Source organism: Staphylococcus delphini, from assembly GCF_900636325.1.
Taxonomy (GTDB): Bacteria; Bacillota; Bacilli; order Staphylococcales; family Staphylococcaceae; genus Staphylococcus; species Staphylococcus delphini.
On sequence record NZ_LR134263.1, the window covers coordinates 1,366,219 to 1,380,526 of the forward strand.

The 14,308-nt window shown below is 37.8% G+C and carries 16 protein-coding genes and 1 other annotated feature; all 16 genes read left to right on the forward strand.

Translation table 11 applies throughout. The features are described 5' to 3' along the window. The first annotated feature begins 58 nt into the window (after positions 1 to 58). The 16 genes from EL101_RS13260 (at position 59) to EL101_RS06560 (ending at position 14,160) form a co-directional block, all read left to right on the forward strand. On the forward strand, positions 59 to 199 hold the full coding sequence (locus EL101_RS13260; RefSeq protein WP_015729273.1) for a hypothetical protein: 141 nt from the start codon (positions 59 to 61) through the stop codon (positions 197 to 199). A 211-nt stretch (positions 200 to 410) separates the two neighbouring features. Then, positions 411 to 1,247: a rod shape-determining protein MreC gene (gene mreC / locus EL101_RS06490; protein WP_096596899.1), complete on the forward strand. Its 837-nt coding sequence runs from the start codon at positions 411 to 413 to the stop codon at positions 1,245 to 1,247. Next, a complete protein-coding gene (mreD, locus tag EL101_RS06495) occupies positions 1,247 to 1,762 on the forward strand; it encodes a rod shape-determining protein MreD (RefSeq protein ID WP_096596902.1) in 516 nt (171 codons plus the stop codon). Before mreC ends, mreD begins: the two co-directional genes overlap by 1 nt. Before the next feature lie 35 nt (positions 1,763 to 1,797). Continuing rightward, positions 1,798 to 1,871: a sequence feature (ribosomal protein L21 leader region), on the forward strand. Positions 1,872 to 1,882: 11 nt separating this feature from the next. Continuing rightward, a complete protein-coding gene (rplU, locus tag EL101_RS06500) occupies positions 1,883 to 2,191 on the forward strand; it encodes a 50S ribosomal protein L21 (protein WP_014613714.1) in 309 nt (102 codons plus the stop codon). 2 nt (positions 2,192 to 2,193) lie between these two features. Next, positions 2,194 to 2,514, forward strand: coding sequence for a ribosomal-processing cysteine protease Prp (locus EL101_RS06505; RefSeq protein WP_014613715.1), 321 nt, complete (start codon positions 2,194 to 2,196; stop codon positions 2,512 to 2,514). A gap of 10 nt (positions 2,515 to 2,524) precedes the next feature. Continuing rightward, on the forward strand, positions 2,525 to 2,809 hold the full coding sequence (gene rpmA, locus EL101_RS06510) for a 50S ribosomal protein L27 (protein ID WP_037574233.1): 285 nt from the start codon (positions 2,525 to 2,527) through the stop codon (positions 2,807 to 2,809). A 128-nt stretch (positions 2,810 to 2,937) separates the two neighbouring features. Then, positions 2,938 to 4,230: a GTPase ObgE gene (gene obgE, locus EL101_RS06515; RefSeq protein WP_096596905.1), complete on the forward strand. Its 1,293-nt coding sequence runs from the start codon at positions 2,938 to 2,940 to the stop codon at positions 4,228 to 4,230. A gap of 27 nt (positions 4,231 to 4,257) precedes the next feature. After that, the gene (locus tag EL101_RS06520) at positions 4,258 to 4,701 is read left to right on the forward strand and encodes an ACT domain-containing protein (protein ID WP_014613718.1); all 444 of its coding nucleotides are present in this window, start codon (positions 4,258 to 4,260) and stop codon (positions 4,699 to 4,701) included. Between the two features lie 13 nt (positions 4,702 to 4,714). After that, complete coding sequence (gene ruvA / locus EL101_RS06525) at positions 4,715 to 5,314, forward strand: Holliday junction branch migration protein RuvA (RefSeq protein ID WP_096541620.1); 600 nt, start codon at positions 4,715 to 4,717, stop codon at positions 5,312 to 5,314. Between the two features lie 13 nt (positions 5,315 to 5,327). Then, positions 5,328 to 6,326 (forward strand): Holliday junction branch migration DNA helicase RuvB, encoded by a 999-nt coding sequence (gene ruvB, locus EL101_RS06530; RefSeq protein WP_096556582.1) that lies wholly within the window; start codon positions 5,328 to 5,330, stop codon positions 6,324 to 6,326. Positions 6,327 to 6,343: 17 nt separating this feature from the next. Beyond that, the gene (queA, locus tag EL101_RS06535) at positions 6,344 to 7,369 is read left to right on the forward strand and encodes a tRNA preQ1(34) S-adenosylmethionine ribosyltransferase-isomerase QueA (protein WP_096596907.1); all 1,026 of its coding nucleotides are present in this window, start codon (positions 6,344 to 6,346) and stop codon (positions 7,367 to 7,369) included. 17 nt (positions 7,370 to 7,386) lie between these two features. After that, the gene (tgt, locus tag EL101_RS06540; RefSeq protein ID WP_096588775.1) at positions 7,387 to 8,526 is read left to right on the forward strand and encodes a tRNA guanosine(34) transglycosylase Tgt; all 1,140 of its coding nucleotides are present in this window, start codon (positions 7,387 to 7,389) and stop codon (positions 8,524 to 8,526) included. A gap of 16 nt (positions 8,527 to 8,542) precedes the next feature. Further along, entirely contained in the window at positions 8,543 to 8,806 is a 264-nt protein-coding gene (gene yajC / locus EL101_RS06545; protein ID WP_019165144.1) for a preprotein translocase subunit YajC, read from the forward strand. A gap of 142 nt (positions 8,807 to 8,948) precedes the next feature. Further along, positions 8,949 to 11,228 carry a protein translocase subunit SecDF gene (gene secDF, locus EL101_RS06550; protein WP_096596909.1) on the forward strand — a complete coding sequence of 760 codons (2,280 nt, stop codon included), beginning with the start codon at positions 8,949 to 8,951 and terminating at the stop codon, positions 11,226 to 11,228. A 116-nt stretch (positions 11,229 to 11,344) separates the two neighbouring features. Next, positions 11,345 to 13,630, forward strand: coding sequence for a single-stranded-DNA-specific exonuclease RecJ (gene recJ / locus EL101_RS06555; protein ID WP_142924900.1), 2,286 nt, complete (start codon positions 11,345 to 11,347; stop codon positions 13,628 to 13,630). An 11-nt stretch (positions 13,631 to 13,641) separates the two neighbouring features. After that, a complete protein-coding gene (locus tag EL101_RS06560) occupies positions 13,642 to 14,160 on the forward strand; it encodes an adenine phosphoribosyltransferase (protein WP_096545126.1) in 519 nt (172 codons plus the stop codon). Positions 14,161 to 14,308 lie beyond the last annotated feature (148 nt).

A 14,308-nucleotide genomic window follows, 5' to 3' on the forward strand; every position in this document is an offset into this window, starting at 1 on the left:
TAACTTTTTTAATAAGTTAGGCTATGGATGAGACAGATTTTTGAGAGGTGATTTTGCGATGTCTGACAACCATCAAGCGCAACAAAGCAATGAGCAGTTGAAAGCTCAAAACTTATTTGCGAAATGGCGTAAAGATGAAACGTTGTATAAAGAAGATGAAGAAAAATCTCATGCACAACAATCGGAAGAATCATCATAAGAAATAGATTGAAGCGGGATAGAAGGCTTAAAGTGTAATAGCTATTTCTATCTCGCTTTTTTATGATATTATCTTCGTGCAATTTGAAACGAAATGATGATGTTCTTACGGATATTTATCAATATTGTACAGCATGGGACTTTATTTACTTTCCAGAGTAATATAAAATAATAACAGTACATACATTGAAATATAATTTGAGGTGTTGAGGTTGTCCAATTTTTTTAAAAACAACAAACTCGTTGTGTTGTTTTGTGCATTAATACTATTTATCGCTTTAATTGGATTATCAATTCGTTCGCATGCACAATCAGTTCCTGAACAGTATGTCAGTGATACCACTTCTTTTGGACAGAGGGTTTTCTCTTATCCCATTCATTTTATTACGGGTTCAATTTCTGACATTTTTCATAAGACTGAAAAGCCAACGAATAAAGAAAAACAATTAGAAGCTGAAAATGAACGTCTTAAATCAGAAAATAAAAGTCTCAAAAAAGAATTAGATATGAGCGATATTTCTGAATATGAACCTATTACTGCAGCTGTCATAGCGCGACAACCTGACCAATGGTTAAACACGATTGTCATTGATAAAGGGAAAAAATCTGGCATCAAAGAAAACATGGCAGTAATGACAGCTGATGGTTTAGTCGGCCGCGTCGCAAAAGTGAATCAATTTTCATCTCAAATTCATTTAATCACGACTAAAGGGCGCACAAATCGCTTATCTGTTAACGTACAACATGATGGGCATGAAGTTTTTGGCTTAATTGATCATTTCGATGAGAAAACGAATCATCTCATTATTAGTGATATAGATAATAATGAAGAGATTAAAGCTGGGGACAAAGTCGTGACGAGTGGCTTAGGTGATCAGTTGCCTAAAGGGCTTTACATAGGAGAAGTGAAAAAAGTTCAAAATGATCAATACGGTTTGTCTAAACAAGTTGCGATTGAAACCGGTGCGAATATTAACCATTTTGACCACGTCTATATTGCAAAGAGAGATCCTAAAACGATAGTTAATGATGAGGGTGACGGCTCATAATGAAATCTATTTACTATATTCTCGTTGCGATACTTATGTTCTATTTAGATACTGTTTTAACTTTCTTATCACCGGTGATAATAGGGGGGCATCGCTTTATTTTAGTGCCCCATCTCGTGTTTTTATTTTTAGTGTTGATTGCGGTTTATAAAAATACCAGTATCGCTTTAATTCTCGGTGTATTTTTAGGTACCGTCCATGATTTGTTTTTCGGACAAATTTATGGTGTCTACCTATTTGGGTATATCGTATCCATTCTATTTGCTGATAAGTTTTTAAAAGTATTTTTCCGTGATCATGTGATGGTTTATGTAATGACGTTGATGGGTGTTGTTTTTCTAGAAGTTTTTGTCGTTATGCTTTATTTAATTGTCGGTTTAGTTGATTTCAATCTCATTCAATTTATCGTATTTCGAATATTGCCGACATTATTGTTCAATGCGATTTTACTGATATTCCTGTACTACGTTGCAAACTATTTTTTAAATCCTAAACGTTCTATTGACACGAAGTAAAACGAATGGTATGATGCAATAGTTGAGTAGTTTATAGCTACATACAACCGCTCAAACATAGGTTTTAAGTACATTTTGTCACCTATGTATGGCGTGACTTATAAATAGGAGGTGCAAAGTATGTTTGCTATTATTGAAACAGGTGGAAAACAAATCAAAGTAGAAGAAGGTCAAGAGATTTTCGTTGAGAAATTAGACGTAAATGAAGGTGACACTTTCACTTTTGATAAAGTTTTATTTGTTGGTGGAGACAACGTTAAAGTTGGCGCGCCTACAGTTGAAGGTGCTACAGTGACTGCAACTGTTAACAAACAAGGTCGTGGTAAGAAAATCACTGTTTTCACTTACCGTCGTCGTAAAGACTCTAAACGTAAAAAAGGCCATCGTCAACCATACACTAAATTAACAATCGACAAGATTAATGCATAATCATGATTAATGTTGATATTAAGTTAAATGACGAAGGTCAAATTACAGATGTCATTATGGATGGTCATGCAGATTATGGTGAACACGGTCAAGATATTGTTTGTGCAGGTGCATCGGCAGTTGTTTTTGGAAGTGTGAATGCCATTATTGGCTTAACTTCTGAACGTCCAGATATTGATTATTCTGAAGATGGTGGGTATTTTCATGTGAGAGCTGTGGATACGAATAACGAGCAGGCGCAGTTAATACTCCAATCATTACTTATTTCTTTACAAACAATTGAAGAAGAATATAATGAGTATATTAAATTAAATCTGAAGTGAGGTGTAACTCATGCTAAAATTAAACTTACAATTTTTCGCATCGAAAAAAGGGGTAAGTTCTACTAAGAACGGTCGTGACTCTGAATCTAAACGTTTAGGTGCTAAACGTGCTGACGGTCAATACGTTACTGGTGGTTCTATCTTATTCCGTCAACGTGGAACTAAGATTTACCCAGGTGAAAACGTAGGTCGTGGTGGCGATGATACATTATTCGCTAAAATCGACGGCGTTGTTAAATTCGAACGTAAAGGTCGAGACAAAAAACAAGTTTCTGTTTATGCAGTTGCTGAATAATTTGTCAATCTTTGACACCAGAAGGTAACTTCTGGTGTTTATTTTTTATATTAAACGAACGTATCGTTATATAATATAACGTGATAGATAAGTATCACTAAAGAAATTAAAGTAAAAGAGGTGAAAACATGTTTGTCGATCAAGTAAAAATATCATTAAAAGCTGGTGATGGCGGTAATGGTATCACTGCCTACCGTCGTGAAAAATATGTCCCATTCGGTGGTCCAGCTGGCGGTGATGGTGGACGTGGGGCTTCAGTCGTGTTTGAAGTGGATGAAGGCTTACGTACATTAATGGATTTTAGATATCAACGTCACTTTAAAGCTAAAAAAGGTGACAATGGCCAAAGTAGTAACATGCATGGTAAAAATGCTGAGGATCTCGTGTTAAAAGTCCCACCTGGAACGATTATTAAAGATGTTGAGACGGGGCAAACACTTGCTGACCTCGTTGAACATGGTCAAAGTGCGGTTGTTGCTAAAGGGGGCCGTGGCGGACGTGGTAATTCTCGTTTCGCGACACCTAAAAACCCTGCGCCTGATTTTAGCGAGAATGGTGAGCCAGGTGAAGAGATCGAAGTGACATTAGAGCTTAAATTGTTGGCAGATGTCGGTTTAGTTGGTTTTCCAAGTGTGGGTAAATCTACATTATTATCCATTGTTTCTAAAGCGAGACCTAAAATTGGCGCGTATCATTTTACTACGATTCAACCGAACCTCGGTGTCGTTGAAACACGTGACCAACGTAGTTTCGTAATGGCTGATTTACCGGGATTAATTGAAGGTGCCTCTGAAGGTGTAGGCTTAGGTCATCAATTTTTAAGACACGTGGAACGTACGAAAGTCATTGTGCATGTGATTGATATGAGCGGTATGGAAGGCCGTGACCCATATGAAGACTATCAAATTATCAACCACGAACTTAAAGCGTACGCGCAACGTTTAGAGGATCGTCCACAAATCGTTGTTGCGAATAAAATGGATATGCCAGATGCTGAAGCACAACTCGAAATGTTTAAAGAACAACTTAATGATGAGACGGTAACCATTGTACCGATTTCGTCTTATACGCGAGAAAATATCGATCAATTGCTTTATGAAATTGCAAATACACTTGAAGAAGTCAAAGATGTTGATTTCTCTGCGAAAGAAGAAGAGGTCGGCGTCAACCGTGTTCTTTATAAACATACACCGTCACAAGATAAGTTTACAATTACACATGATGATGATGGCGCATATGTTGTCAGTGGTAACGCCATTGAACGTATGTTTAAAATGACTGACTTTAACAGTGAACCAGCGATTCGTCGTTTTGCGAGACAAATGCGCTCAATGGGTATTGATGATGCATTGAGAGAACGTGGCGCTGAAAATGGAGATATTGTACGTATTCTAGGTGGAGAATTTGAATTTGTCGAATAATATTGAGAGTGGAGGTTGCGATGGTAGATGAAACATCAATTTTATATTATTCGTGAAGATGTATTGCCTTATGTTGTAAAACGCGTGCTCCAAGTGAAATCCTCTTTAAAGGCGGATCAATCACTTACGATTCAAGAAGCTGTAGATATGCATGATTGTTCGCGGAGTGCGTTTTACAAATATAGAGATACTATATTTCCGTTAGAAGATGTTCAGCAACAGACCGAAGTTTTTACGATTATTTTATTTGTAACAGATAAAGTGGGTATATTAGCTCAAATTCTCGAAAAACTTTCTGAGTTAAATCTTTCTGTATTAACGATTCATCAAAGTGTCCCTACTGATCAAAAAGCATCAATTACGTTATCTTTAGACGGTCGAAATGCGAAGTGGGGACCCTATCAAATCATTAATGAACTACGTCAAATGGAAAATGTATATAACGTAGACATTATTGGAATGAACATGTAAGGAGCGCTATTGAATGTATGCATATATTTCTGGAAAATTAACAGCTCTGCATCCGACGCATATCATCGTTGAAACGACATCTGGTATCGGATATGAAATTCAAACACCCAACTCATATCGCTTTCAAAAACATTTAGATCAAACGGTGAAAGTGTATACTTCACTCATTGTACGTGAAGATGCGCAATTGCTTTATGGTTTCATTGATCAAGAAGAAAAAGATATGTTTTTAAGTTTGATTAAAGTAACAGGGATAGGTCCTAAGTCAGCGTTAGCCATTTTAGCAGCAAGTTCGCCAAATGAAGTGAAACGTGCGATTGAAAATGAAAACGATGCCTATTTAACACAATTTCCAGGTATCGGTAAAAAGACGGCCCGTCAAATTGTGCTTGATTTAAAAGGTAAAGTCATTGTCACGGAAGAAGTGAGCGAAGGCTTGTTAGATATAGCGACAGAACAGGATAATCATGCTGTACAAGAAGCTTTACTTGCGTTAGAGGCGTTAGGGTACTCTAAACGTGAACTGAAAAAAGTGGAAAAAGCGATGCAGCAACAGACATTTAGTGATGTTGACGAAGCTGTTAAGTATGGATTAAAACAATTGATTTCATAAAGAGGTGATGTATATGGATCGAGACCGAATGATGGATGGACATGAACAAGTAGATGAACACACATTTGAATTGTCATTAAGGCCCGAGCGCTTAAGACAATACATAGGGCAGTCTGCAATTAAGTCAAACCTTGATGTGTTTATACAAGCCGCTAAAATTCGTGAGGAGCCATTAGATCACGTCTTACTTTTTGGCCCACCTGGTTTAGGTAAAACGACTTTGTCACACATTATCGCAAATGAAATGGATGTTAATTTGCGTACTGTTTCTGGCCCGTCGATTGAACGACCAGGTGATTTAGCTGCCATTTTAACAGGTCTACAACCCGGTGATGTGCTCTTTATTGATGAAATTCATCGTTTAAGTAGCGTTGTTGAAGAAGTGCTTTACCCAGCGATGGAAGACTTTTTCTTAGATATCATTGTAGGTAAAGGTGACGAAGCGAGAAGTATTCGTATTGACTTGCCACCATTTACTTTAGTTGGTGCAACGACGCGTGCTGGTAGTTTGACGAGTCCACTGCGAGATCGTTTTGGTGTGCATTTAAGGCTTGAATATTATACGGAAGAAGAATTAACACAAATTATTATACGAACAGCAGAAGTATTAGGAACAGCCATTGATGAAGAAAGTGCCTTTGAAATTGCGAAAAGAAGTCGAGGGACGCCACGTATTGCCAATCGCTTGTTGAAACGGATTCGTGATTTTCAACAAGTGAAACAAGACGATATGATTTATATTGAAACTACGAAGCATGCGTTGAAATTGCTTCAAGTGGACGATGAAGGGTTGGATTATATCGACCATAAAATGATGGCTTGTATTATTGAACAGTATCGGGGAGGTCCTGTAGGTTTGGACACGATTGCTGTCTCAATTGGTGAGGAAAGAGTGACGATTGAAGATGTTTATGAACCGTTTCTCATTCAAAAAGGGTTTTTAGAGCGTACCCCTCGAGGCCGAAAAGCAACACCTTATGCGTACGAACATTTTAAATATACGAGCCCATAAGTGAAGGAGTCATTATTTTGAATATAGAAGAATTTGATTACGAATTACCTGAATCACTCATTGCTCAAACCCCACTTAAACAGCGAGATCAAAGTCGTTTATTATATTTGAATCGTGACACTGGGGAGACTGAGGATTTACATTTCAAGGATATCACCCGCTTTTTCCAACCTGGAGATACGGTAGTGCTGAATGATACACGCGTGATGCCGGCACGTTTGTTTGGAATAAAAGAAGAGACGAACGCCAAAGTAGAAATGTTAATGCTGACACAAATTGAAGGTGATGATTGGGAAGTGCTTTTAAAACCGGCGAAACGTATTAAGCTCGGACAAACGTTGAGTTTTGGTGAAGGTACGATTAAAGCGACTTGTATTAAAGAGTTGGATCAAGGCGGACGTATCATGCGTTTAAGTTATGAAGGGATTTTGCAAGAAAGACTAGATGAACTCGGTGAAATGCCATTGCCGCCTTATATTAAAGAACGTTTAGATGAAAAAGAACGTTATCAAACGGTTTACGCTAAAGCATCAGGGTCAGCAGCCGCACCGACAGCTGGACTACATTTTACAGATGCTTTATTAGACGACATCCGACGTCAAGGTGTTCAAATTGCATTTGTTACGTTACATGTTGGTTTAGGCACGTTTCGACCTGTCAGTGTAGACAATATCGATGACCACGAAATGCATAGTGAATATTACCAAATGTCACAAGAAACAGCGGATATTTTAAATCAAACGAAAGCAGCCGGACATCGAATTATTTCTGTAGGTACAACGTCCACACGTACACTTGAAACGATTCGTAGACAGTTTGATTCATTCCAAGCGACGAGTGGTTGGACTAATATTTTTATTTATCCTGGATTTGAATTTAAGGCCATTGACGGTTTAATTACAAACTTCCATTTGCCGAAATCAACACTGGTGATGCTCGTGTCAGCATTTAGTTCACGTCAATTTGTGTTATCAGCTTATCACCATGCAGTTGCTGAAAAGTATCGATTTTTTAGTTTCGGTGACGCGATGATTATTATTTAGTTTGAGAGGAGAATATGATGCCTGCAGTAACATATGAGCATATTAAAACTTGTAAACAGTCGGGTGCACGTTTAGGGATTGTGCACACGCCTCATGGTTCATTTGAAACGCCGATGTTTATGCCAGTAGGAACGAAAGCAACGGTGAAGACAATGAGCCCAGAAGAATTAAAACAAATGAACACTAAAATTTTGCTTGGTAATACGTATCATTTATGGTTGCAACCTGGAAATGATATCGTGAAACAAGCTGGGGGATTACACAAGTTCATGAACTGGGATGGCCCGATTTTAACAGATTCTGGTGGCTTCCAAGTATTCAGTTTAAGTAACTTGCGTAAAATTACAGAAGAAGGTGTAGAATTCCGCCATCATACAAATGGTTCGAAATTATTCCTCTCACCTGAAGATTCTATTAAAATCCAAAACGACTTAGGTTCAGATATTATTATGGCGTTTGATGAATGTCCACCGATGCCTGCCGAATACGATTATGTAAAAAACTCATTAGAGCGTACAACTCGATGGGCTGAGCGTTGTTTAGCAGCGCATCAACGTCCCGAAGATCAAGCGTTATTTGGTATTATTCAAGGTGGCGAATATAAAGATTTACGTCAACAGTCTGCTGAAGAACTTGTGAAACTTGATTTTCCTGGTTATGCGATTGGTGGATTGTCAGTTGGCGAACCGAAACCTGTCATGTACGAAATGGTAGAACATACGGAGAAGTTTATGCCAAAAGATAAACCGCGCTATTTAATGGGTGTGGGTTCGCCGGATGCCTTGATTGAATGTAGTATTCGCGGTATGGATATGTTTGACTGTGTGTTGCCTACACGTATTGCACGTAATGGTACTTGTATGACATCAACAGGGCGCCTCGTCGTAAAAAACGCACAATTTAAAGATGATTTCCGTCCATTAGATGAAAATTGTGATTGTTATACGTGTCAAAACTATACGCGTGCATACTTGCGACACTTGATTAAAGCAGATGAAACATTTGGTATTCGCCTTACTACTTACCATAATCTTCATTTTCTGTTAAAATTAATGGAGAACATTAGACAGGCTATTCGAGAAGACCGTCTTTTAGATTTTAAAGAGGAATTTTTCGAACAATACGGTCTGAATGTTGATAATCCGAAAAATTTCTAGATAGGAGTTATGATTTATGTCTTCACTTATTAGTTTATTGCCATTAGTCTTACTGTTTGTAGTGATGTGGTTCTTTATGATTCGTCCACAACAAAAACGTGCGAAAGAGCATCGCCAAATGGTTGAACAATTACAAGCAGGTCAACGCGTGACTACAATCGGCGGCATCAAAGGTACAGTTCGTGCAGTAGATGAAACATCAGCGGTTATTACTGTAAACGGTAAAGGTACAGAATTGACTTTTGAAAAGCAAGCCATTAAGCAAGTTGACCCTTCATAATCATTGATTGTATCCGTAAGTTTGCATACAATAAAGGACATGGCTTATCACCATGTCTTTTTTATTGGTTGCTCAAAAATGACTTGCACTAAACGGAATAATTCAAGTATGCTTGTGACATAAGATTAAATGAGGTGTTCATGTGAAAAAAGTAAGTAGACTGATTACCTTTATATTACTTGTAGTACTCTTGTTTGCGGGCATGGGTGCGACATATAAAAGTGTAATCAAAAATGTTAACTTAGGACTTGACCTTCAAGGTGGATTTGAAGTGTTGTACCAAGTTAATCCACTTGAAGATGGTGACAAAATTGATAATACCGCAGTACAATCGACAGCTAAAACGTTAGAACGTCGTGTCAATGTTCTCGGGGTATCAGAACCTAAAATTCAAGTTGAAGATCAAAACCGTATCCGCGTTCAGTTAGCAGGGGTACAAGACCAAAACCAAGCACGTAAAATTTTGTCTTCACAAGCGAACTTAACGATTCGTGATGCAGATGACAAAGTTTTATTAACAGGTAAAGATCTTGTGCAAGGTTCAGCTAAGCAAGAGTTTAAACAAAATACGAATCAACCCGCTGTGACTTTCAAATTAAAAGACAGTGATAAATTTAAAAAAGTAACAGAAAAAATTTCTAAAAAGCAAGAAAATGTGATGGTCGTTTGGTTAGATTTTGAAAAAGGCGACAGTTACGAAAAAGAAAAAACGAAAGAAGATCCTAAATTTATTTCTGCCGCTTCTGTAAACCAACCGATCAATTCGACGAACGTTGAAATTTCTGGTGGCTTCCAAGGTGAAAAAGGTATTTCTGAAGCGAAACAAATTGCTGACTTATTAAATTCAGGTTCACTTCCTGTAGAATTAAAAGAAATTTACTCAACATCAGTGGGTGCGCAATTTGGACAAGATGCTTTAGATAAAACAATTAATGCGTCTATGATTGGTATCGGCATTATTTTCTTATTTATGCTGTTATTCTATCGTTTACCAGGTATTGTAGCTGTAATTACATTAACGACGTATATCTACTTAACTATGGTTGCATTTAACTTTATTTCTGGTGTGCTCACATTACCAGGTTTAGCCGCACTCGTTCTTGGTGTCGGTATGGCCGTCGATGCAAATATCATTATGTACGAACGGATTAAAGACGAAATTCGTATCGGTCGCACATTAAAGCAAGCGTATAAGAAAGCGAATAAGAGTTCATTTATTACCATTCTCGATGCTAACTTAACGACTGTGTTAGCGGCAGCTGTACTTTTCTTCTTTGGTGAAAGTTCAGTCAAAGGGTTCGCTACGATGTTATTACTTGCGATTCTGATGAGTTTCGTAACAGCTGTATTTTTAACACGTATTTTATTATCACTCGTGGTACATTCTAATGTCTTAAAGAAAAAATTATGGTGGTTTGGTGTTAAAAAATCACAAATTCATGATATTAACAAAGGTTATGATGTACATGAATTAAGCACGCCGTATGATAAAGTAGATTTCATGAAATGGGCAAAACCGTTATTTGCATTGAGTGGTGTCGTGATTTTAGCAGGTGTCATCATTCTTGCGATTTTGAAGTTGAATTTAGGCATTGATTTTACATCAGGTACACGTGTTGACTTACAAAGTAACCAAAAATTGACACAAGCACAAGTTGAAAAAACGATGGAATCGATTGATCTCAAACCAAATCAACTGTCTATCGGTGGTAGTAACAATGAAAATGCTTCGATGCAATTTAAACGTGACTTGAATAAAGATGAAGTCGCAAAAGTAACAGATACATTGAAATCGCAATATGGTAAAGAACCGTCAGTCAATACGGTTTCACCAATCATTGGACAAGAATTAGCGAAAAATGCAATGTTAGCCGTACTTATTGCTTCAATCGGCATGATCATTTACATTTCATTACGTTTTGAATGGCGCATGGGTATTGCCTCTATCATATCCTTGTTACATGATGCATTTATGATTATTGCGGTCTTTAGTTTGTTCAGACTAGAGGTTGACATTACGTTTATTGCAGCGGTACTAACGATTATCGGTTATTCAATCAATGATACGATCGTAACGTTTGACCGTGTACGTGAGATGTTATCGAAAATAAAAGTCATTACGAAAGAGGAACAAATTGACTACATTGTTAATAGTTCTATTCGCCAAACATTGACGCGTTCTATTAATACGGTGTTGACAGTAGTCATCGTGGTTATCGCCCTACTTGTGTTAGGTGCGTCAAGTATTTTCAACTTCTCGCTCGCGCTGTTAATCGGACTATTGTCTGGTGTATATTCGTCAATCATTATTGCCGTACCACTATGGGGCATGTTGAAGAAACGCGAATTACGTAAATCACCTCATCATAAACTTGTCGTGTATAAACGTAAACGTACGAATGAAGAAAAAGTATTAGTATAGATTTCACACATTATACAAAGAGGGGTTAAGACGGATCAGATGTCTTAGCCTCTCGTTCTTTTTATTTTGATGGATTTTCGATATAATACTTTGTGGAGAAAGTGGCGGTGAATGATATGATAAAATCTAAATTTCAATGGCAAACCGATACAAATCGTCAATCGATGGACGACGCATTGGTTGATCAATATAAATTAACCCCTTTGATGCGCTATATTTTAGAAAGTAAAGGCTATACTGACGCAACACAACTTGCACAAATATTAGCTGCATCTAAAGACAATATGCATGATCCAAGTTTGATAAGCGATATGGATAAAGCTGTCGAACGTATACATACAGCAATTCAAAATCAAGAAAAAATATTAGTGTACGGTGATTATGACGCAGATGGCGTGACGTCTACAACGATTATGGTCAAGACACTCCAACAATTAGGAGCAATTGTCGGTTGGTATATTCCTAACCGTTTCACTGAAGGCTACGGTCCGAGTGAGCCCGCGTTCAAAAATGCGTATGATGAAGGGGTTTCTCTCATCATTACGGTAGATAATGGTATTCAAGGTCATGCAGAAATCGAAATGGTTCAAAATTTAGGTGTGGATGTCATAGTGACTGACCACCATGAAATAGGTGATACATTACCAGCAGCGTATGCGATTGTTCACCCGATGCATCCGGATTATGATTATCCATTTTATAGTTTGTGTGGCGCAGGTGTAGCGCTGAAATTAGCTCAAAGTTTGCTCGGTGATGTTCCGAATGTATTTTGGGTTTATGCAATGATAGGTACCATTGCGGATCTTGTTTCGTTAACAGATGAAAATCGCTTTATCGTTCAACATGGTTTGAATTTATTGAATGAAAGTCCACCCGTTTCAATTGCAGCTCTCCTCAATCAAGCACAATTTAATGATACAGTGACGGAAGAGACAATCGGCTTTATCGTTGGACCGAGGTTAAACGCGGTAGGACGGTTAGACGATGCGACACTTGCGGCAGAATTACTCATGACAGACGATGAAGATGAAGCACTCTTTTTAGCTGAACAAGTCGAACATTTCAATGTTGAACGGAAAGAGATTGTACAAACGATTGTTGATGAAGCTATGGTCATGGCTGAAGATGCAGTCCAAGCAGGCGAACACTTTTTAGTTCTCGCCAAAGAAGATTGGCATGAAGGGGTCCTAGGTATCGTTGCCTCAAGAATTGTCGAAACTTTCCATTTGCCAACAATGGTATTAAACATTGACCACGAACAACAACATGCAAAAGGGTCTTCTCGAAGTATTACGCAAGTGTCAATGTTTGAAGCATTATCGTCACAACAAACTTTAATTTCTAAATTTGGTGGGCACCATATGGCGGCAGGTTTAACTTTACCTATCGACCAAGTCTCCGCATTACGTGAAGGATTAAACGATTGGATGCGCACGCACATTGATACGACCGCCTTACAACCGATTCAAAAAGTGGACGTCACTGTAGATGTCGGACACATTACGGTGGAACAAATTCAATCGATTGAGCGTTTACGACCGTTTGGGACAGATTTTAAACGACCAATCATTCAAGTTAATGGTCTGACGGTGTTACAAAGTAAAGGTATTGGGCAACAACAAGCCCACTTAAAGATGACCTTTGTCGAACAAAATTTACAAGCGCTATTTTGGAATCAAGGTGCGTTATCAAGTGAGTTAATGCCGAACCAACATGTCGATGTCACAGGTGAACTTCAGATTAATGAGTGGAACGGTAATCGTACGGCACAAATGGTTTTGACAGATATGAAAAGTAATGAACGTCAAATTTTAGATTATCGTAGTAAAAATAAACGTTTGCCAGTATTTGAGGATGATCAACATGTTTGTTATTTAATCCATCCGAATCAAGACAAAACATCAGCGCACGAATATTACTACGGTGAAAACATTCCACAGCAGTATGACAAATGTGTGATGCGTGACTTACCTTTAACGATGGAGGATATTAAGTTATCTTGTCATTATTTAAATACATCTCAAGTATATTTAGTGTTTCAACATGACCGTTCGATTTATTTTGAAGGGTTACCACAGCCTGCAGATTTTAAAAATTGTTATAAAGCATTGTACCAAAAAGGACAAACCGATTTACAAAAAGACGGGGTGGCTCTAAGTCAATTTATTAACGTTAAGCCGATGATGCTCAAATTTATTTTAAAAGTTTTCCTTGATCTTGGAATCATTTCTCAAAATAATGGTATAATCGAGATTGTGCATTCGACATATAAACAACCTATCACCTCTAGCCGTGTTTATCAAGCGCGTGTACAGCGGATTGAGGTAGAAAAGCAGTTACTTTATGAAGAATTTGGCGCCATTAAGTCTTGGATAGAAAATGAATTGGCACGGAATGAATGAGGAGGATTTTAATGGACTTAAAACAATATGTATCAGAAGTAAAAGATTGGCCAAAAGCAGGGGTTAATTTTAAAGATATTACAACCATTATGGATAACGGTGAAGCTTACGGTTATGCCACAGATCAAATCGTTAAGTTTGCGAAAGAAAAAAATGTGGATATCGTTGTTGGACCGGAAGCCCGTGGATTTATTATCGGGTGCCCAGTAGCCTATGCGATGGGCATTGGATTCGCACCTGTACGTAAAGAAGGGAAATTACCACGTGAAGTCATCCGTTACGAATATGACTTAGAGTACGGTAGCAATGTATTAACGATGCATGCAGATGCGATTAAACCGGGTCAACGTGTCTTAATTACAGATGATTTATTAGCGACAGGTGGCACTATTGAAGCGGCGATCAATCTCGTTGAAAAACAAGGCGGTATTGTTGCGGGTATTGCATTTATTATTGAGCTTGCGTATTTAAATGGTATGGAAAAAATTAAAGATTATGATGTCATGTGCTTAATTAAGTATGACGAATAATTGTTAATGAGATGAAACAACTTCATGCAGAGATGTGTGGAGTTGTTTTAGTTTGAAATGAAACGGGGTTATCTTTAGCACTTCATGAAAATAGGAAAAAAGGCCAGAAGTTGGATGTGATATGAGCCCTTTTCAATGAAGTATTTGA

Excerpts from the sequence above, each read along its gene's own strand:
- ruvA (WP_096541620.1), top strand. The coding sequence starts at position 4,715 with ATGTATGCATATATTTCTGGAAAATTAACAGCTCTGCATCCGACGCAT.
- EL101_RS06520 (WP_014613718.1), top strand. The coding sequence starts at position 4,258 with ATGAAACATCAATTTTATATTATTCGTGAAGATGTATTGCCTTATGTT.
- tgt (WP_096588775.1), top strand. The coding sequence starts at position 7,387 with ATGCCTGCAGTAACATATGAGCATATTAAAACTTGTAAACAGTCGGGT.
- EL101_RS06560 (WP_096545126.1), top strand. The coding sequence starts at position 13,642 with ATGGACTTAAAACAATATGTATCAGAAGTAAAAGATTGGCCAAAAGCA.
- mreD (WP_096596902.1), top strand. The coding sequence starts at position 1,247 with ATGAAATCTATTTACTATATTCTCGTTGCGATACTTATGTTCTATTTA.
- EL101_RS06505 (WP_014613715.1), top strand. The coding sequence starts at position 2,194 with ATGATTAATGTTGATATTAAGTTAAATGACGAAGGTCAAATTACAGAT.
- recJ (WP_142924900.1), top strand. The coding sequence starts at position 11,345 with ATGATAAAATCTAAATTTCAATGGCAAACCGATACAAATCGTCAATCG.
- yajC (WP_019165144.1), top strand. The coding sequence starts at position 8,543 with ATGTCTTCACTTATTAGTTTATTGCCATTAGTCTTACTGTTTGTAGTG.
- rpmA (WP_037574233.1), top strand. The coding sequence starts at position 2,525 with ATGCTAAAATTAAACTTACAATTTTTCGCATCGAAAAAAGGGGTAAGT.
- rplU (WP_014613714.1), top strand. The coding sequence starts at position 1,883 with ATGTTTGCTATTATTGAAACAGGTGGAAAACAAATCAAAGTAGAAGAA.
- ruvB (WP_096556582.1), top strand. The coding sequence starts at position 5,328 with ATGGATCGAGACCGAATGATGGATGGACATGAACAAGTAGATGAACAC.
- obgE (WP_096596905.1), top strand. The coding sequence starts at position 2,938 with ATGTTTGTCGATCAAGTAAAAATATCATTAAAAGCTGGTGATGGCGGT.
- EL101_RS13260 (WP_015729273.1), top strand. The coding sequence starts at position 59 with ATGTCTGACAACCATCAAGCGCAACAAAGCAATGAGCAGTTGAAAGCT.